Origin of the sequence: Nocardioides baekrokdamisoli (genome assembly GCF_003945325.1) — a bacterium.
In the GTDB taxonomy this organism is placed as follows: Bacteria; Actinomycetota; Actinomycetes; order Propionibacteriales; family Nocardioidaceae; genus Nocardioides; species Nocardioides baekrokdamisoli.
Map to the genome: position 1 here is coordinate 1,435,148 of NZ_AP019307.1, position 16,992 is coordinate 1,452,139.

Annotated in this window: 18 protein-coding genes; 4 read left to right on the top strand and 14 right to left on the bottom strand. The window is 67.1% G+C overall.

Annotated elements, in window-relative coordinates; all coding sequences use genetic code 11:
- Positions 1 to 6: 6 nt before the first annotated feature.
- The 8 genes from KCTC_RS06950 to KCTC_RS06985 all read right to left on the bottom strand — a co-directional run bounded on the left by KCTC_RS06950 (position 7) and on the right by KCTC_RS06985 (position 7,641).
- On the bottom strand, positions 7 to 1,830 hold the full coding sequence (locus KCTC_RS06950) for a DUF4012 domain-containing protein (RefSeq protein ID WP_125568028.1): 1,824 nt from the start codon (positions 1,828 to 1,830) through the stop codon (positions 7 to 9).
- 64 nt (positions 1,831 to 1,894) lie between these two features.
- Positions 1,895 to 2,278, bottom strand: a complete 384-nt coding sequence (locus KCTC_RS06955) for a hypothetical protein (protein ID WP_125568030.1) — start codon at positions 2,276 to 2,278, stop codon at positions 1,895 to 1,897.
- Positions 2,279 to 2,575: 297 nt separating this feature from the next.
- Positions 2,576 to 2,875 carry a DUF1416 domain-containing protein gene (locus KCTC_RS06960; protein ID WP_125568032.1) on the bottom strand — a complete coding sequence of 100 codons (300 nt, stop codon included), beginning with the start codon at positions 2,873 to 2,875 and terminating at the stop codon, positions 2,576 to 2,578.
- A complete protein-coding gene (locus KCTC_RS06965; RefSeq protein WP_125568034.1) occupies positions 2,875 to 3,729 on the bottom strand; it encodes a sulfurtransferase in 855 nt (284 codons plus the stop codon). The genes KCTC_RS06960 and KCTC_RS06965 overlap by 1 nt, the downstream gene beginning before the upstream one ends.
- A 60-nt stretch (positions 3,730 to 3,789) precedes the next feature.
- Positions 3,790 to 4,218 carry a DUF4395 domain-containing protein gene (locus tag KCTC_RS06970; RefSeq protein WP_125568036.1) on the bottom strand — a complete coding sequence of 143 codons (429 nt, stop codon included), beginning with the start codon at positions 4,216 to 4,218 and terminating at the stop codon, positions 3,790 to 3,792.
- A 318-nt stretch (positions 4,219 to 4,536) separates the two neighbouring features.
- Entirely contained in the window at positions 4,537 to 5,424 is an 888-nt protein-coding gene (locus KCTC_RS06975; protein ID WP_125568038.1) for a DUF6159 family protein, read from the bottom strand.
- A gap of 28 nt (positions 5,425 to 5,452) precedes the next feature.
- A complete protein-coding gene (locus tag KCTC_RS06980; RefSeq protein WP_125568040.1) occupies positions 5,453 to 6,661 on the bottom strand; it encodes a glycosyltransferase family 4 protein in 1,209 nt (402 codons plus the stop codon).
- Complete coding sequence (locus KCTC_RS06985) at positions 6,661 to 7,641, bottom strand: NAD-dependent epimerase/dehydratase family protein (protein ID WP_125568043.1); 981 nt, start codon at positions 7,639 to 7,641, stop codon at positions 6,661 to 6,663. Before KCTC_RS06985 ends, KCTC_RS06980 begins: the two co-directional genes overlap by 1 nt.
- 201 nt (positions 7,642 to 7,842) lie before the next feature.
- Here KCTC_RS06985 and KCTC_RS06990 point away from each other — a divergent pair, with 201 nt between their 5' ends.
- Positions 7,843 to 8,574, top strand: coding sequence for a hypothetical protein (locus KCTC_RS06990; RefSeq protein ID WP_125568045.1), 732 nt, complete (start codon positions 7,843 to 7,845; stop codon positions 8,572 to 8,574).
- Here KCTC_RS06990 and KCTC_RS06995 read toward each other — a convergent pair.
- Positions 8,571 to 9,635: a glycosyltransferase gene (locus tag KCTC_RS06995; RefSeq protein ID WP_164512517.1), complete on the bottom strand. Its 1,065-nt coding sequence runs from the start codon at positions 9,633 to 9,635 to the stop codon at positions 8,571 to 8,573. The genes KCTC_RS06990 and KCTC_RS06995 overlap by 4 nt on opposite strands.
- Positions 9,636 to 9,748: 113 nt before the next feature.
- Between KCTC_RS06995 and gmd the strand changes: the two genes are divergently transcribed.
- Positions 9,749 to 10,729 (top strand): GDP-mannose 4,6-dehydratase, encoded by a 981-nt coding sequence (gmd, locus tag KCTC_RS07000; RefSeq protein ID WP_125568049.1) that lies wholly within the window; start codon positions 9,749 to 9,751, stop codon positions 10,727 to 10,729.
- A 139-nt stretch (positions 10,730 to 10,868) separates the two neighbouring features.
- On the opposite strand, the gene KCTC_RS07005 is transcribed toward gmd, so the two are convergent.
- Positions 10,869 to 12,074: a hypothetical protein gene (locus KCTC_RS07005; RefSeq protein WP_125568052.1), complete on the bottom strand. Its 1,206-nt coding sequence runs from the start codon at positions 12,072 to 12,074 to the stop codon at positions 10,869 to 10,871.
- A gap of 82 nt (positions 12,075 to 12,156) precedes the next feature.
- On the opposite strand from KCTC_RS07005, the gene KCTC_RS07010 reads away from it, so the two are divergent.
- Positions 12,157 to 13,017 (top strand): TylF/MycF family methyltransferase, encoded by an 861-nt coding sequence (locus KCTC_RS07010; protein ID WP_125568054.1) that lies wholly within the window; start codon positions 12,157 to 12,159, stop codon positions 13,015 to 13,017.
- Positions 13,018 to 13,068: 51 nt separating this feature from the next.
- On the opposite strand, the gene KCTC_RS15155 is transcribed toward KCTC_RS07010, so the two are convergent.
- Both KCTC_RS15155 and KCTC_RS07020 read right to left on the bottom strand, forming a co-directional pair.
- Entirely contained in the window at positions 13,069 to 13,704 is a 636-nt protein-coding gene (locus KCTC_RS15155; RefSeq protein ID WP_125568056.1) for a CatB-related O-acetyltransferase, read from the bottom strand.
- Between the two features lie 13 nt (positions 13,705 to 13,717).
- Complete coding sequence (locus KCTC_RS07020) at positions 13,718 to 15,058, bottom strand: MATE family efflux transporter (RefSeq protein ID WP_125568058.1); 1,341 nt, start codon at positions 15,056 to 15,058, stop codon at positions 13,718 to 13,720.
- A 171-nt stretch (positions 15,059 to 15,229) separates the two neighbouring features.
- Here KCTC_RS07020 and KCTC_RS07025 point away from each other — a divergent pair, with 171 nt between their 5' ends.
- Positions 15,230 to 16,075, top strand: a complete 846-nt coding sequence (locus KCTC_RS07025) for a sulfotransferase domain-containing protein (RefSeq protein ID WP_125568060.1) — start codon at positions 15,230 to 15,232, stop codon at positions 16,073 to 16,075.
- On the opposite strand, the gene KCTC_RS07030 is transcribed toward KCTC_RS07025, so the two are convergent.
- Positions 16,076 to 16,522, bottom strand: coding sequence for a thioredoxin family protein (locus KCTC_RS07030; RefSeq protein ID WP_125568062.1), 447 nt, complete (start codon positions 16,520 to 16,522; stop codon positions 16,076 to 16,078).
- 99 nt (positions 16,523 to 16,621) lie between these two features.
- On the bottom strand, positions 16,622 to 16,882 hold the full coding sequence (locus KCTC_RS07035; RefSeq protein ID WP_125568064.1) for a MoaD/ThiS family protein: 261 nt from the start codon (positions 16,880 to 16,882) through the stop codon (positions 16,622 to 16,624).
- Positions 16,883 to 16,992: the final 110 nt, after the last annotated feature.

Here is a 16,992-nt window from a genome sequence, read left to right on the forward strand (position 1 = left end):
GGCGTACTAGCAGGCAGGCGCGACGTTGGCGGCCGCGTTGCCGGGGACGATGCTCGGGGTCATTCCGACCACCGGCGAGCCGGTCTGACCATCACCAGACGTCATTGTCCATGTGATGTCGATGGTCTGCCCAGGACCGAGTCCGAGGTAGTTGGACAGCAGCGGTCGGTTGCCGAGACGACCCGTCTGGCTGAAGTCCGGCAGTGCCGTGGTGTTGCCCGGGTCCTTGGTGAGCGGAGCGCCATCGACCAGCATGTTGCTGATGGTGCCGCCGAGCGGGCCGACGATCATGTACTGGACCGACTGACTGCCCGGCTTCACGCCGTACAACCCGCCGCCGGTGATGAACAGCGGCAGGGTCTTGGCCGCGTCCGCGGGGGCCGTCGACCAGATCTTGAGGTGGGCGCTCATCCCCTGCCTGCCGGCATTGCAGCTCGTCGTCGTGATGTCGAGGCTGTAGCGCAGGTAGTAGCTCATCTTCGCGCCAGTGAAGTCGTTGAACAGGACGTTCACCCGCGGGCGGCCCTTGATGTCGGTCTGGAGGTCCCCGGCGACCGGGGTCCCCTGCAGGACGCCGCGCGCCGGCTGGTCGAAGCTCTCGACGTACAGACGGTGCTCGGAACCCGCCCGACCCAAAGCCTTGAGCAGGCTCTGCGCGCTGACGCCGCCGCGGGTGAGCCGTGCGAAGACGGCGTCCGTGGTCGCCGCGAAGACCACTTCCTGCTGCGCGACATCCGGATAGTCGATGTAGACCTGATGCTCCAGGTAGTCGACCACGTTCGCCTGGGTGAGCGTGCGCTGCGGGAAGGTGACCAATCGGCCACCGATCGGCAGCGTGACCGACGGAAGCGTGACCGGACCGGTCGCGCCGATGATGTAGCTCAAGGTCACCGGATCCACCGCGATGACGCCGTCAAGGTTGCCGCCCTCGACCTCCTGCCACCGGGCACGCCACAGGTCGGCCGCGCGCGAGAAGTCGGGAGTCAGGTTCGCGTCGCGCATGTCGACACCGGGCTGGGTCGAGAACAGCTGGGTCTCGAGAGGCGTCAGGGGCAGGACCGGTGTGGCGCGTACGCCCAGGCTGCTGGCGAGCACCTGCTTGCCGAAGGTGAGCTTGCCGTGATCGGCGGTGACCAGCGCCAGCGCGCCGGGCAGGCCTCCGCTCGCACGGAGCTCCGCGTTGTTCTGCATCACCAGCAGGTAGTTCTGCGGACCGCTCTCGCCGAGCATCTGCGGCATCACCTTCAAGGCCAGGTCGGCCGAGGTGAGGCCCGTGCAGGCAGCGTCGATCTCCTGCTGGAGCTTGAGGTACTTGCTGCGCAACGGCTCGATGAAGCCGTTCGCGTTGGTGGCGTCGATCTCGGCGCACGCCGTACTCATCGACTTCTCCGCCGACACCACTGTGGGCTGGAGAGCGCGGATGGCGGCGAGATCAAGCGTGCCGTTGTGCGGAGTGAGCGCATGCAGATTCTTGGCAACGGTCGCCAGATCCTGCACGGGACCGTCGCCGATCCGGTGCGCCACATCAGCGGCAGTGCGTACGCCCTTGGCGTCGGCGCCGATGAACGGCGCATGCGTCAGCACGCCCCAGGTGACGCCGTGGGCGGCGTCGCTCGCCTTCTTGGCGTCGGCACGGAACTGCTCCAACGGGCCTTGCAACTGGTCGAACTTGCCCTCGGCGATCAGCGCCTTGATGTGCTGCCCGTCGTCCGCCGCCTTGGAGAGCAGGCTGGCGACGTGGATCAGCGTCCAGACCAACCAGACGATGACAAGGAGGACGAGGAGCCCGATGGCGGCCAGAATCGACTGGCGACGAGTCAAGTTCTTCATGATTCCTAACGCGCGGCGAGGCCCCACCGGACTACCGGCGGGGCCTCGCTCAAGACGCAGACGACTACTTGATGGTGGTCGAGAACGACGCGCTGCACGCACCGAACCCGGCGCTACCGCTGTAACCGATCTTGACCGTCAACTTACCCTTGCCGGTCGTGACGCGGTTGACGACGGTGCCACCGGCCAACGGCAGCGAGAGCGACCCGCGAGCCGCGCCGGAGTAGGTGACGTGGACCGAACCGTTTGCGACGGCGCCCGGGGCCTTCACGAAGAACTGCGCCGGGTAGGTCTTGGTCCGGCCGAGCTTGAAGGACGAGGCGTTGTGGCCTGCGCCGAGGATCTGACAGAGCGTGGGCTTCATGCCGTACGCCTCAGCGGGCTGCGACATGGCGGTGACGCCTGCAGTCAGTCCGCCGGCGATGACAACAGCAGCAATCTTCTTCATGGGTGTGGGTCTCCCCCCAACAGCGCCGATCCGAGGTTTCGGCTGTGTCCGAGTTGTAGTCTGAGTATCCCCTGAAAGGGGGATGTAGATCACAGTATGCCCCTCATGTTTCGGGAACAAATCATTCAGTGAAATTGTGAGATACAAGATCCAGACGCCAACGCGACTCCCCCGAAAGGGCTAGTTGATCGGGTGCCGAAAGAGTGATCGGCGTCACATCTACGCCACTTGTCGACATCCAGCGGGAACGCAGAAGGGCCCCGGGTCGCCCCGGAGCCCTTCGTACGTCAATCGGAATCAGCCGACGCTGATCTGGACCTCAGCGATCGAACCGACAGCTGCGACGACCTGGCGGTCGACCGGCTCAGCCTTCGGCGCGAGCGTACGCAGCGTCCACTGGCCATCTCCCGCGAAGAAGCGGAAGTGACCGCTCGCCGAGGTCGGGACCTCGGCCGTGAACTCGCCCGACTTGTCGAGCAGGCGTACGTACGCGTTCGGAACCGGCTCACCAGCGCGGGTCACCTGACCCTGGATGATGGCCTCGATCTCGGTGTTGATGCCGTTGAGCGACAGACCGCCCTCAGTTGCGCCGCACATCAGGCGTCAGCCGAACCCGGCTCGTCGCCCAGCGCGATCGGAACACCGACGAGGGAGCCGTACTCGGTCCACGAGCCGTCGTAATTCTTCACGTTCTTCTTGCCGAGCAGCTCCTGCAGGACGAACCAGGTGAGCGAGGAGCGCTCACCGATGCGGCACAGCGCGATGGTGTCCTTGGTCTGGTCGAAACCGACCTCGGCGTACAGCGCCTCCAGGTCGGCGTCCGACTTGAACGTGCCGTCGTCGTTGGCGTTCTTGCTCCACGGGACGTTCACCGACGTCGGGATGTGGCCGGCGCGCTGCGACTGCTCCTGCGGCAGGTGAGCCGGGGCGAGCAGGCGGCCCGCGTACTCGTCAGGCGAACGCACGTCGACGAGGTTCTGGACGCCGATCGAGGCGACGACCTCCTCGCGGAACGCGCGGATGGACTTGTCCTGCTCCTGCGCCGTGTAGGTGGTCGCGGCGCGGGTCGGGATCTCCTGGGTCAGCTCGCGGCTGTCCAGCTCCCACTTCTTGCGACCGCCGTCGAGCAGCTTGACGTCCGCGTGGCCGTAGAGCGTGAAGTACCAGTACGCGTACGCGGCGAACCAGTTGTTGTTGCCGCCGTAGAGCACCACGGTGTCGTCGTTGGCGACGCCACGGCTGCTCAGGAGCGCCTCGAACTGCTGCTTGTTGACGAAGTCACGACGGACCTGGTCCTGCAGGTCGGTGGTCCAGTCGAGCTTGATCGCACCGGTGATGTGCGACTTGTCGTACGCAGTGGTGTCCTCGTCGACCTCGATGAGGACGACCTTCGGGTTGGTGAGGTTCTCCTCCACCCAGTCGGCGGAGACGAGTGCGGATTCGCGGCTCATGGTTCTTCCCTTTCTCGGAAATCTTGGTTGGTGATGGTTGTTCGTGGATGGTCGTGGTTGTCAGTGGACGGGCTGGAAGCGCTTGAGGATGACGTAGAGCTCACAACCCAGACAGAAGTTGAAGACGGCATTGAGCAGGGCAGCGACCAGGGCGAAGCCGGTCGCGATCTCGCCAGCCAGCGTCGCGCCCAGGACGTACGCCAGGAGCGCGACGGCCAGGAAGATGAAGCCGACCAGTTGGCTGAACCGCGGTCCGGCGGCGTCCTCGAGTTCCTTGGGGGCGCTCAGCCTGGGGCGGACGACCGTCTTGAACACGGTGGCGACCGGCGTGTGCTGGATGCCGGCGAAGGCACCCCACGCGAAGAGGCCGGCCTGGATGGCCGCCAGCACGATCTGGGTGGTGCCGTGGGTGGCAAGCGTGGCGATCAGCACCGCGCTCGTGACAGCCGCGTTGAACCGCGGGCCGCGCGGATCGATCTGGGTGGACATGGTGCTCCTGGTGTCGAACGGACTGGTCACTCGCGAGCCGTACAGGCTCCAACGGCGCGAACTGGCGCAACGAGCAGATGCGGCAGTCAGGCGCAAGGACGACACAGCGCCGAGCGCGTGCGGCAGTGATCCACTGCGCGGCGCTTGGTCAACATGGTCGAGAACACGTAGATGAGAGTAGGAGCGGGTCTTGCGCGATGCCAACTCGCGTCTCGTTTGCTGAGACGGCTGTCCATATTTCGGGATGCCCCACAGGGATTCCCCCCGAAACCGTCCCTCAACGGCCGGATCCGGGGTCAGCAGGTGGCTCGCGCGGAGCTACCGGCGGCGCTTCTTGGCCACGAACGCGCCCTCGAAGACGGCCGTGTCGACGCCCGGCGTGGGCAAGCCGGCTGCGTACCGGTAGATCAGCGCGCGGGCGTACGTCGAGACGGCCGCGACCACCGTGGCCAGCGCGAGGAAGCCGACGATGCTCACGGTGAGGAGCAGGATGCCAATGGTCCGGGCCGGTTCGTCGCCGGGGATGACCAGCGCGATGCCGGCGATCACGCCGACCATGAGCGCGAGCATCGCAACGACCTGGATCACGCCGAAACGCAGCGTCGTACGCAAGCTCGTCCCCCACGTGTCGCGCAGCAACTGGGCCGACCGCTTCAACGCCTGCACCGGGCCGAGGCCCTCGGCCACGAGGACCGGCACCACCAGGAACGAGGCGATCGCCCAGGCCAGACCTCCGAGGAAGCCCAGGATCCGACCGAGCCACCCCAGCCGCTCCTCGAACGCGCGGATCGCCATGCCGACCGTGGTTGTCAGCAGGGCCCAGCTCAGCACCTTGCCCTTGACCTTCCACGTCGCCGCCAGGGCCGAACCGACAGTCGGCGTACCACCGTCGGCGCGGTCGTACGCAGCGATGACCAGCGCCGCCTGGAAGTAGATCGCCACCACAGACGCACCGAACGACGCCAGCGCAGCCCCGACATAGAAGCCGAAGTGCGGGGTGCTCTCGACCTGGCGGCCGAGCAGGTAGCCCGGGATGAACAGCGCCGCTGCCGCGAGGAGCGAACCAACTGCGGAGATGACCGGCAGCCAGAACATCTGCTTGTCCTCCAGCAGCATGCTCCAACTGGCCGACAGGATCGCCTTGCCGGTGGGCGCGGCGTCCCTCGGACGCATGTTCTCAGGGGACCGGATCTCGCCGTACGACATCTGCGCAGCCTCTCTCGAGCGGTGGTGGCTACTTAACCGTAGCCTTCGCCCGAGAGGTGCCGCTCAGGATCGACTCGAACCGATCCGTGATCGTGTCGAGGTTGAACTCGCGTACGGCCAGGTCCCGCGACGCCGCACCGATCTTCGCCCCGAGCGAGCGATCAGCCAGCAGATCATGCACCCAGGCGGCCGCGGCCTCGACCGACCCGGACTCCGGAGGCAGTACGCACCCGCCGGACTCCTCGATCAGATGAGCGGCCAGGTTCTCCGCCGGCACGAAGCCCAGGATCGGACGACCAGCACACAAGTACGACAGCGTCTTCGACGGCACCGAGAACGCGCCGGCATCCGCCTCCAGCAGGACCAGCAGCACGTCCGCCGCGCCCAGAACGTCAGGCAGCCGCTCGTACGGCTGGAACGGCAACATCGTCAGGTGTACGCCCTTCGCCGCCGCATCCTCACGCAGGACGGGTTCGGTCACCGTCTCGGAGACCACGACCAGGTCGACCGGGGTGCCGAGTGCTCCGACCGCAGCCGCAAGACCGGTCAGCAGTTCCGGGTTGTGCTTGAACCCGAGCGTGCCCGAGTAGACCAGCCGCGGCCGTTCACCCAGTCCGTGCTCAGTCGACCAGGCGTTGTCCCGCTCGCGCGGAGTGATCTCACCGATCGGGGCCCAGTTCGGGATGACCGTCGTCTTCGCAGCCGTCCCCCACTGCTCGTGCACCGGGACGAACGAGTCCGCGATCACGACGACCGCAGCTGCGCGCCGCGCGCAATAACGCTCGGCCCACCAGAAGATCTTCGCGACCGCATGGAAGTGCGAGCCGAGCTTGCTGCCGGCCAGGTGCTTGAGCGCGATCGCGTACACGTCCTGATGCCAGAGCACCCACGGCCGACGCAGCACCGACATCACGAACGCGAAGATGACCATCGTGGGGATCTGCACGTTCGACAGCACCACGATGTCCGGGTTGACCTGCAGCACGTGCCGTACCAGCGCGAACCCGCGGGTGACCTCGCGGAACAACCGCTGGACGTACCGCCGCTGCTCGACCTTCTTCTCGCCGCCGATGCCGACGAAGGTGATCTGCTCCCCCGGGAGGGCCTCGAGCCGGCCCTTCCCGGAGACATAGCCCGAGACGTACGAGTGCGTGACGTCATGTCCACGGCGGGCGAGCTCCCGGCTGAGTTCAGCCTGGAACGGATGCCCACTGTGGTCGTGGACCAGAACCTTCATCAGGCGCGCGCGGCCTTCACCTGGTCATAGACCCAGGCGTACGTCTTCTCCATGCCCTCGAGCAGCGAGACCGACGGCTCCCAGCCGTAGATCTCCTTGATCAGGGTGTTGTCGGAGTTGCGACCGCGTACGCCCTGGGGCGCGTCGAGCTGGTAGTTCCGCTTGCAGGTGATGCCGGCGAAGCCCTCGACCATCGAGTACAGGTCGTTGATCGAGATCAGCTCGGAGGAGCCGAGGTTGACCGGGAGCGGCGAGTCCCCCTTGAGGAACATCTGCGAACCCTTGACGCAGTCGTCGACGTACATGAACGAACGGGTCTGCTCGCCGTCGCCCCAGATGTCGATCTCGTGCTTGCCGGAGATGACCGCCTCGGCGATCTTGCGGCAGGTCGCTGCCGGCGCCTTCTCGCGGCCACCGGTCCAGGTGCCCTCGGGGCCGTACACGTTGTGGTAGCGGGCGACGCGGGTCTGCAGGCCGTAGTCCTCGAGGAAGTGGCGGGCCATCCGCTCCGAGAAGAGCTTCTCCCAGCCGTAGCCGTCCTCCGGGTCCGCCGGGTAGGCGTCCTCTTCCTTCAGGGCGGTGATGTTCGGGTCGGTCTGCTTCGAGCCGTTGTAGACACAGGCCGAGGAGGAGTAGAAGTACCGCTCGACCTCGGCAGCCTTGGCCGCCTCGAGCATGTGCGTCGAGGTGTTGACCGTGAGCATGCACAGGGCCTTGTTGTTCTCGATGAAGCCCATGCCGCCCATGTCGGCCGCGAGCATGTAGACCTCGCCCGCACCGTCCGTCTGGGCGAACGCGTTCTCACGCAGCGAGAGGTCGGCGACGACGTTCTCCACGCCCTCGTGGACCTGGTACCACTCATCCATCGGCTTGATGTCCACCGAGCGGACCGTGAGGCCCTGCTTCAGGAGATCGGCCACCAGGTGGCCGCCGATGAAGCCGCCGCCACCGGCGACGAGTACGTCAACGTTTCGAGTCACAAGTCAGCCCTTGATCTGAGGTTTGCAGTGGCCCCCCATGCACTGTGTTGCCACAGCAGGAAGAACACTAACCCGCCGACAACAGGTTCTAGTGGCCACCCCCATTTTCGACACAGGGCACGTCGTCCGACGAGGGCCTTCTCGCACGTTTCGGACCGCATGGAAGGATCGTCCGCGGGGAGCCAAACAGGAGGAACGGCGATGAACGACCCGGACGCGGGCCTGAGCGTCATCGAGCGAATCCGGGGGAAACTCCGCTTCATCCCCGCTTGGGCATGGCTCCTCCTGACCCTTCGGGGCCGCACGCCGCGCGAGCTCTGGATCGGCGACTCACACGCCATGTCGTTCAACCAGGCGATCAGCAACGCGATGGTGATGCGCGGTCCTGAGGGAAGCATCGTGCTCCGCGCAGGTGCGCGACTGATGCACTCACTCGGGCGACGAGGTCACCCGCCGCACGTCCTGCGGCCGATCGCCTTGATCAATCGGTTCGGACGCGGGACGTACCTGCCGATCTTCGTCGCCGGAGAGATCGACGTACGGACACAGATGGTGTCGCGGCCCGACGACGACCTGAGCTGGGTCGAGGCGTACGTCCAACGCTCGGTGGGACTGCTGCGCGAAGCCCGTGCGCCCCGGGTCTGGTTCCTTGCTCCGCCACCGCCGGCAGACGTCCAGCCGGCCCAGGCATGGGTGTACGCGACCATCAACGGCACCGTCGAGCAGCGGCTGCTGCAGTTCGACCGGTTGCGGACTGCCCTGCGTACCGCCGTGGAGGCGCAGCCGCGCGCGACCTACCTCGACTTCACCGACCTGATGACGGACGAAACCGGCGCACTCGCCGCCAACCTGACCGCGGACGGCTGCCACAGCACGGTGGCCGTCGCCAGGACGATCCGCGCCCGGCTGCACGAGACCGGCGTCCTCAGCTAACTCAGCGCGGCTCGTACGGTCTGCGCCATCGCGCGCCAAGACAACGAGTCCGTGTGCGTACGCGCCGCAGCCAACTGCTCCGGGGTGCGGGCGATCGCGGCCGCGATGCTGGCCGCCAGCGGACGCGGGGCCAGGTCGGTGGCGACCTCGGCGTGACCGTCCGCCATCTCGAGGAGAGCCGCGTCGGTGGAGATGACCACGGGGATACCGAGCCGCATCGCCTCGACCGGCGGCAGGCCGTACCCCTCGAACTCCGAGGGGAAGATCACCAGGCCAGCACCGGCGAACACCTGGACGAAGGTGTCGTCGTCCAGCCACGGCATCAGTTCGACGCGATCCCCCAGGCCGAGGCGGTCGACTCGCTGCTGAGCCGCCTCCCGGTCCATGCGGCCCATGCCGATCAGGCGCAGGACCCAGCCCTCGGCCTCCGGGCGGCCGAGGAAGGCAGCCCAGGCGTCGAGGACCGCATCAACGTTCTTGTTCGCGAAGTGACCGAACGCCAACGCATACTTCGGGCGATCGGCTGGCGGAGCAGGCCAGCGATCCACGTGATCCGCCCCGAGTCGGGCCGCGATCGCGGTCTCGGCGGCCCTCGGGTGGGTCCGGACCAGGTCGTCACGGGTGCGCTCGGAGATGCAGAAGATGCCGTCAGCGGTCCGGAAGGACCAGCCGTACGAGATCCCGCGGACCAGTCGGCGCTTCTTCGAGAACTGATCGGGGCGGACCTCGTGACGCAGGTCGGTCAGGATCACCCCGCGCGGGCAGTGCGCCCCGAAGAAGGCGCTCGCGGTCACGCCGGACACCAGTGCGTCGGCCTTCAGCGTCCGGGTCAGGCGGCGGATGCCGGCGGTACGGTTCCAGAGGTTGCCGGCCGATCCCCTGAACGGCGGCTCGACGATCCGCAACTCGACACCGTCGGCGACTGCAAAAGCGGGCTCGCCGGAGGCGACCAACGTGAGTCGGTCCTCCGGGGCACACTCCCGCCACCCCCGCAGCAGCCCCTCGAGAATGACCGCGCTGCTCCCGGCGCGGACGGCGAAGGCGTCGAAGACAACGTGCACCTGTGGAGCGTATCGAGGCTGCCCATGGCCCGTTCTCGCGGTTCTGCCGTCGAACCCGACACATGTCATGGATAGGGTGACCGCCGGGGACCACGGACCGAGCAGGCAGGGACATGACCAAGCGCGCATTCATCACCGGCATCACCGGGCAGGACGGCTCGTACCTGACCGAGCTCCTTCTCGCCAAGGGATACGAGGTGCACGGGCTCGTCCGGCGCGCGTCCACCCTCAACCGCAGCCGGATCGACCACATCCAGGACTCGAACCTGCACCTGCACTACGGCGACCTGACCGACGGCGTGTCACTGGTCAACCTGATCCGCGACATCGTCCCGCACGAGGTCTACAACCTCGGCGCGCAGTCGCACGTCAAGGTCTCGTTCGAGGTGCCGGAATACACCGCTGACGCCGACGCCACCGGCACGCTGCGCCTCCTCGAGGCGATCCGCGCCGCCAAGATCGACTGCCGCTTCTACCAGGCCTCGACGTCGGAGATGTTCGGCGCGACCCCGCCGCCGCAGGATGAGACGACGGTCTTCTACCCGCGCTCCCCGTACGGCGCCGCGAAGCTCTACAGCCACTGGGTGACGGTCAACTACCGCGAGGCGTACGACCTGTTCGCGGTCTCCGGCATCCTGTTCAACCACGAGTCCCCGCGTCGCGGCGAGTCCTTCGTGACCCGCAAGATCACACTGGGCGTCGCCGCGATCAAGCTCGGCCTCACCGACACCCTCACCCTCGGCAACCTCGACGCCATTCGCGACTGGGGTTTCGCCAAGGAGTACGTCGAAGGCATGTGGCGGATGCTGCAGCACGACACCCCGCAGGACTACGTGCTCGCCACCGGCATCGGCACGACCGTCCGCGAGTTCTGTGAGTACTCGTTCGCGCACGCCGGCCTCAACTGGGAGGACCACGTCGCGTACGACAAGGGCTACGAGCGACCGACCGAGGTCGACGCCCTGATCGGTGACCCGTCGAAGGCGAAGTCAGTCCTCGGCTGGGAGGCCCAGACGCATGCCAAGGGCCTGGCCGAGCTCATGGTCGACAGCGACATCGAGCTGCTGCGGACCCACGGTTCAGCGCGTTATTGAGCGCGCGAAGAAGGGGCCGAGATCATCGATCTCGGCCCCTTCTTACGTTTCATGACCTGACGCGCGCGGTCGCAAGGCGCGCGAGCGAAGCGGGCCTCAGAGGGCCCGCGAGTCGAGCGGCAACGCCGCGAACGCGCCGTCAGTGGCCCCAGATGCCGCCGGAGTCGACGCCGGAGCGTACTTTCCTTGCCGCCTTGGGGAACTTCTTCTTGAACGCCGCGACCTCCTCCGGGAGGACGAGCCGGGCACCCTTGACGCTCGAGCCGACGACGTCCTTCACGATCGGCTTCCACGCCGCCTTGCGCCAGGCCGCGAAGGCCTCGGCGTCCTCGGCCCGGAACGGTGACGGCGGCTCCTGGCCAGCCAGGGCCTGCTGACGGTAGATCCGACGCAGGTGGCGGGTGAGCGGCTTGCCGGCTTGGTCGTGGGTGAACGGGTACGGCCTCGCCGGAGGCAGTTCCTTCTCCCACTTGACCACCAGCGCGCCGTACCGGCGGACGATCTCGGCGACTGCTTCGTCCGACAGCATGTGGGCTGTCGTCCGCTCATACCGGGTCGACAGCTCCTGCGGCCGCTTGGAGTCGTACGCGTGGAAATGGAAGAGGCGCAACGGTTCGCCGGTCGTACGCATCACGAAGCCGTCGCCGTCAATCTCGATCGGTCGCTCGTGCAGGTTGGCAACCGAGACGTTGTAGCCATAGTGGTACCAGGCGCCGGCCTTGAACAGCACCGACCCGATGTCGCAGAACTTCTGGTCGACGAACAAGCCGTTCATCGGGTCCCAGAGGCACTCGTTCTTGAGGTGACCCCACCACCAGTCGAGGAAGCCGACAGCGCGGCGGTCGACGGCACAGAAGCCGAGGTTGTAGACGCCTACGTGCAGCAGGTGACCTTCGCTGAGCCCCGAGTCCGCCGGGACCGGCTCCAGGAAGTGCGGCGTGAGCAGGATGCCGCCGGCTGTGGCGGCGAGGTCCGGGCCGAGCTCGAGCATCGGCGCGGTGAGGAAGGTGTCGGGATCGAGATAGACGGCGTTCTCCGCCTCCTCGAGCAGCCGACGGAACACCATCGGCTTGATCGCCGTTGCGAACTCGATGAGCTCGTAGATCATCGTCAGTCGCAGCACCTCGGCCTCACCGAGACCCAGGAAGGCGGTGGACAGCAGGTCGACCGATGGAATCGTGGGCAGTTCGTCGTCGGAGAGAGCGTCGATCAGGACGACCTTGAGGCGTGCGCCGGGGTGGTGCGCGGCCAGGCTCTCGGCGAGGGACATCGCCTTCGGCATGTAGTTCGAGGACAGAATGGTGAAGTACGCGGTGGGGACCGTTTCAACCGTGGTGGGGGGCACGGCAGAACCCTAGCGCCGGACACGTGGCGAGATACCCCGACCAGTGAGCCATGTCACCGCATTCGCTTGCTACCGTTCGCGCGTGACGAACTCCCCCAACTCGGCCACCGACGCCCGCTCCCTCTACCTCGACCTCCTCAAGGGCACCCTCACGGGCGCCATCAGCGAGGACAACGACTCGATCCTGGGAGGCGTACGCACCCAGGGTTCGGTCACCCTCAAGCGCAAGATCGCCAACGCGGTCGGCGTCCAGGCCAACAAACTCGGCCTCGAGATCGCCGTCAAGAAGCCGTACGACGCGTCAGCCCGGGCCCAGGGCCTGGACTGGCCGGTCCGCTCGGAGTCGATGATCGGTCTCGCCCGGATGAACAACATCCAGATGGCGATCGAGTCGGTCATCGCCGACGGCGTCGAGGGCGACATCATCGAGACCGGCGTGTGGCGCGGTGGCGCCACGATCTTCATGCGCGGCGTGCTCAAGGCGTACGGAGTCACCGACCGCAAGGTGTGGGTCGCTGACTCCTTCGAGGGCCTCCCAGCCCCGGACGCGGCTCGCTACCCGGCCGACGCCGGCGACAAGCTCTTCACCCAGACCGGCCTCGCGGTCGGCCTGCAGACGGTGAAGCACAACTTCGAGCGCTACGGCCTGCTCGACGACCAGGTCGAGTTCCTCGTCGGTTGGTTCAAGGACACGTTGCCGACCGCGCCGATCGAGAAGATCGCCGTGGCCCGCCTCGACGGCGACATGTACGAGTCGACGATCGACGCGATCGCGGCTCTGTACCCCAAGCTCCAGCCGGGTGGCTTCCTGCTGATCGACGACTACGGCAGCCACGCCTCGCAGTGCGGCGCCGCGATCCACGACTACCGCAAGGAGCACGGCATCACCGAGGAGATCGTCCAGATCGACCCCTTCGGTGCGTACTGGCGCAAGTCCCTCTGATCCTGCTGAGACGGGGCCGCTTCCACATCGGAAGCGGCCCCGTCGTCGTTCTCAGGCGGTGCGCTGTTTCGCGTAGGTGATGAAGGCGTCGATGTCGTCACCGGCGAGCAACGGCGTCGCGGCGCGTACGTCCTCCTCGGGCCAGTCCCACCACTTGACCTGGAGGAGCGCCTCGATCTGTTCGGGGCTGTGTCGGTACCGGATCACCTTCGCCGGCACGCCGCCGACGATCGCGTACGGCGGAACGTCACGGGTGACGACGGCCCCAGCGGTGACTACAGCCCCGTCGCCCACGGTGACCCCGGCGAGGATCGTGGCTGCCTGACAGAGCCAGACGTCGTTACCGATGACGGTGTCCTCGACCGGCAACGGGATGCCGTCCTCGCAGGCACCCTCCATGTCGAACATGATCCGGTGCGGGTACGTCGTCACGCGGTCCACCGGGTGGTTGCCGCCGATCATCAGCACGGCGGTCGCGGTGATCGAGCAATAGTCGCCGATGACCAGCTTCGTCTGGGGCCGGTCGGTGTGGAAGTCCCGGATGACCGCGGCGCCGTACGAGTGCGGGCCCATCACGACCTTGCCGCTCTTGCGCAGCCTGTGCAGGTGGTAGTTGTTCTCACCGCCGTGCCAGGCGATGACGAACACGCGCAGCACCGACCGCACTCTCCACAGCAGGGTTCTCATCTCAGTCCACTCCTCAGGCGGTCTCGGGCTCGACGACGACCGGTTCCAGGGCTCCCACAGCGGATCGCCAGGCCAGCAACCGCCACCACATCAACACCGCCACGCCCTGGACGATCGTGGCCCCCCAGACGGCGCCGAGGGCTCCGTTCTGCCAGGCACCGACGAACACCGCGATCATCATCAGGACCGTCGTGACGATGTCGAGCGAGACCGTGTACTGGGTCTGCTTGCGACCCATCAGCGCTGCGCGCAGACCGGTGGTCATGCCCAGGAAGACGATCTGCACGCCGGTGGCGAGGAGCAGCGGCTTCGCAGCGTCCCAGGTGTTGCTGAGGACGGCTCTGCCCAGGAAGGTCGGGAGCGCAAGCATGACGATGGTGTTCGCCAGTGCGACCAGGGTGGCGAGACGCGAGGTCCGGAACGCATGCGCGCGCACCTCCGCCGCGCCGGCGTCGGACCGAGCCACCTCGCTGACGGCCGAGGCGTTCATCGCGGCTTGCACCAGACCGTACGGACGGGTCAGCACGATCGAGCCCTGGAGTCCGCCCAGCTGCCGAGCGCCAGCAATTGCGTTGACACCCACGAGGGCGGCCAGCCCGGCGGTCTGGGTGGTGAGGTACGAGGCGAGATAGCGCCACGCGAACCACCACGTGTATGCCAGCCAGCGATGGCCTGGGCGTACGAACGGGTGCCGGTAGTAGAACGGCACGAGCAAGCCGGCCAGAGCCCCGGAACCGGCCCAGGCGAGGATGAAGACCGGCAACGTACGCTCGCTGCTCAGGAACACGAACGGCAGGAAGATGGCCAGCAGAGCCAGCCAGAGCCCGTCGAGCACGATCGCGCGGCCGGGACGTTGGTTGATGATGCCGAGGTAGCGGCCGAGGTCCTGGAGCCCGAGCAAGGGCAGGCAGGCACCCAGGATCATCAGCGCCTCACCGAGGTCCGGGGACCTCAGCCGCGCCAGCGCGCCAGTACCGACGACCAGCAAGCCGACCCCGAGTCCCAGCATGAGGTTTGCGCCGACGACCTCGGGGCGCCGACCGGTCGCCTCCTCGGGATGGACGAGAGCGGGGTCGTTGACCAGCGCCCGGATCACGCCCGCGGACAGGATGTAGACCATCGCCACAATCCCGTACCGACCGAAACTCTCCGTAGGGAGGACGTGCGCCGCCACAATGGCGACGAGCAGGTTCGAGCCGCCGGAGAGCAGCTGGTCAAACGTGATGAGGCGCATCCGCCGACGCGTTGCCGCGCCGCCCAGAACCTCAGCCTCATGCGACTCGGCAGTCACGCGCAAGGCCGCCGTCTCGCCCGGCTCCTCGGGAAGCAGGTCGGACCAGTCGGGCACACGCACGAGCCTCATCCTCCCAGCGGGCACTCCGGACATTCGCGGCACACGCTAGCAACGAGCACGCACTTCCCGGCATCCGCTCTGGATCTGCGTCAGCTGGCCCCGAATCACGCTCAGCAAAACCTCAGTCACTTACCATGATCGAGGTCCGGCGACACTCGGGAGGTGCCAGGGATGGGCCTGCGTTCCCTCGCAAGCAGCACGGTGCAGTGGCAACCTGCGCGCAACGCGATCAAGGTCGGCGTGCGCGGCTATGCCCACGCCCTGGGCACCGTCAGGACCGTGACCGGCACCCTGCCGGCGGTGGTCAATCTCTACACCGCCAGCTCACCCAAGGGCGGCAGTCAGTTCATGAAGGAGCTGTTCAGCCACCCGATCGTCGAGGCTCACACCAGCCTCTTCACGCTCCCCCAACGGCTGTACCAGGAGCACCTCGACCGCCCGGTCCCCGCCGGGACGTACGTGCCCGGTGTGCACATGAGCTGGGACGAGTTCCTGACCTGGCCGAAGCGCGGCACCTGGCGGGTGATCTACATGCACCGCGACCCGCGCGAACTGTTCGTCTCGGGCTATTTCTCCGCGGTGGGCGTCCACCGGCCGATGCCGCACGTGGAGGAGTTCCGGGCGCATCTGCGTACGCTCCCCCAGGCCGAAGGCCTGTTGGAGTCGATCAGATTCGGCGCCCATCGGGTGGCAGAGATGGGCACGTGGGTCGACGTCCAGCACCCCGACGTGCTGCAGGTGCGGCTCGAGGACGTTGAGGCCGACCCGGAGACCTGGCTGCCGAAGATGCTCGAGCACGCCGGCGTATCCCTCTCGTCGCAGGAGATGGCCGCTGTGATGGCCGATGTCTCGCGCGAATCCATGCAGGCTCGCGATCTGGCGCTGCGTCCTGCGGGCTCTGAATCGCACTACCGAGTCAACCGGCTGAGTTACCGCGACCTGTTCGGGCCCGAGCACTTCGCGGCGTGCGAAGCCGCCTCGTCGGGCCTCGCCCAGCGCCTGGGCTACCCGGACTGATCAGAGCGCGGCCAGCGCCGCGATGACCTGATCCTTCGTCGGCGCACCGACCGCGCGGCCTGCCTCGCGACCGGATCGGTCGAGGATGATCGTGGTCGGCGTACGCGTCACGCCGAGCGTCCTCACCAACTCCAGGTGGTGTTCGGCGTCCACGTCGAGGTGGCGTACGCCGGGGGCGCTGGCCGCAACGTCCTCCAGGATCCGCCGCGTCACCCGACACGGGGCGCAGAAGGCGCTCGAGAACTGGAGCAGGGTCCCGCGATCCCCCGGCTCTCCGACGGCCACCTCGCCCAGGGCGGCCCATACGTCCAAGCGATCGTCATGCTCTGGGCTGTCAGCGCCGGCGACCTTGTGGGTGCCGCGGAACCGCCCGTCGGTCGCGGCGCGGTAGATCCCGAACGCGAGCGCGACAGCCACGGCTGCGACAGCGATCCACACTCCGGTCATGACGGACGAACGTACGCCGTCGGCGACAAATTCCGGGTCTCGGGGTGACGGATGTCGGGTTTCGAGGTGACGGATGCCGGGTCTCGGCGGATGCGGCGGTCAGCCGCCCGCGAACGGGGGCAGGAACTCGACGCGCTGGCCGGGTTCGACGATCACCGGCATGGCGTCCTCGTACAGATACGTCTCGCGGCCGAGGAGCACCCGGCAGACCGGCATGATCTTCGCCAGGGCCGGGTGCTGAGCCACTGCCCAGGAGGCCACGACCGAGATCGGCACCGGACCCTCGACCACCATCTCGTCACGATCGACAGCCGTCGCGGCGCGCGCCCCCGCCCAGTAGCGGAGCGTGATCTGAGCCATGGAACCTTTCCTTACGTTGCCGAGGTACCGGTAGTATTGCGCGCACATCAACTCACCGAGGCTCAACGTTGCGTCCCGGTGCTCCTGATTCTTGGGTCGTTTCGACCAGA

What these genes read in the sequence shown, in the direction of transcription:
- KCTC_RS07035 (WP_125568064.1), bottom strand. Translation starts at nt 16,882, where the DNA reads ATGGCTCAGATCACGCTCCGCTACTGGGCGGGGGCGCGCGCCGCGACG.
- KCTC_RS06955 (WP_125568030.1), bottom strand. Translation starts at nt 2,278, where the DNA reads ATGAAGAAGATTGCTGCTGTTGTCATCGCCGGCGGACTGACTGCAGGC.
- KCTC_RS07025 (WP_125568060.1), top strand. Translation starts at nt 15,230, where the DNA reads ATGGGCCTGCGTTCCCTCGCAAGCAGCACGGTGCAGTGGCAACCTGCG.
- KCTC_RS06970 (WP_125568036.1), bottom strand. Translation starts at nt 4,218, where the DNA reads ATGTCCACCCAGATCGATCCGCGCGGCCCGCGGTTCAACGCGGCTGTC.
- KCTC_RS06960 (WP_125568032.1), bottom strand. Translation starts at nt 2,875, where the DNA reads ATGTGCGGCGCAACTGAGGGCGGTCTGTCGCTCAACGGCATCAACACC.
- KCTC_RS06950 (WP_125568028.1), bottom strand. Translation starts at nt 1,830, where the DNA reads ATGAAGAACTTGACTCGTCGCCAGTCGATTCTGGCCGCCATCGGGCTC.
- KCTC_RS07030 (WP_125568062.1), bottom strand. Translation starts at nt 16,522, where the DNA reads ATGACCGGAGTGTGGATCGCTGTCGCAGCCGTGGCTGTCGCGCTCGCG.
- KCTC_RS06990 (WP_125568045.1), top strand. Translation starts at nt 7,843, where the DNA reads ATGAACGACCCGGACGCGGGCCTGAGCGTCATCGAGCGAATCCGGGGG.
- KCTC_RS06980 (WP_125568040.1), bottom strand. Translation starts at nt 6,661, where the DNA reads ATGAAGGTTCTGGTCCACGACCACAGTGGGCATCCGTTCCAGGCTGAA.
- KCTC_RS06975 (WP_125568038.1), bottom strand. Translation starts at nt 5,424, where the DNA reads ATGTCGTACGGCGAGATCCGGTCCCCTGAGAACATGCGTCCGAGGGAC.
- KCTC_RS15155 (WP_125568056.1), bottom strand. Translation starts at nt 13,704, where the DNA reads ATGAGAACCCTGCTGTGGAGAGTGCGGTCGGTGCTGCGCGTGTTCGTC.
- KCTC_RS06965 (WP_125568034.1), bottom strand. Translation starts at nt 3,729, where the DNA reads ATGAGCCGCGAATCCGCACTCGTCTCCGCCGACTGGGTGGAGGAGAAC.
- gmd (WP_125568049.1), top strand. Translation starts at nt 9,749, where the DNA reads ATGACCAAGCGCGCATTCATCACCGGCATCACCGGGCAGGACGGCTCG.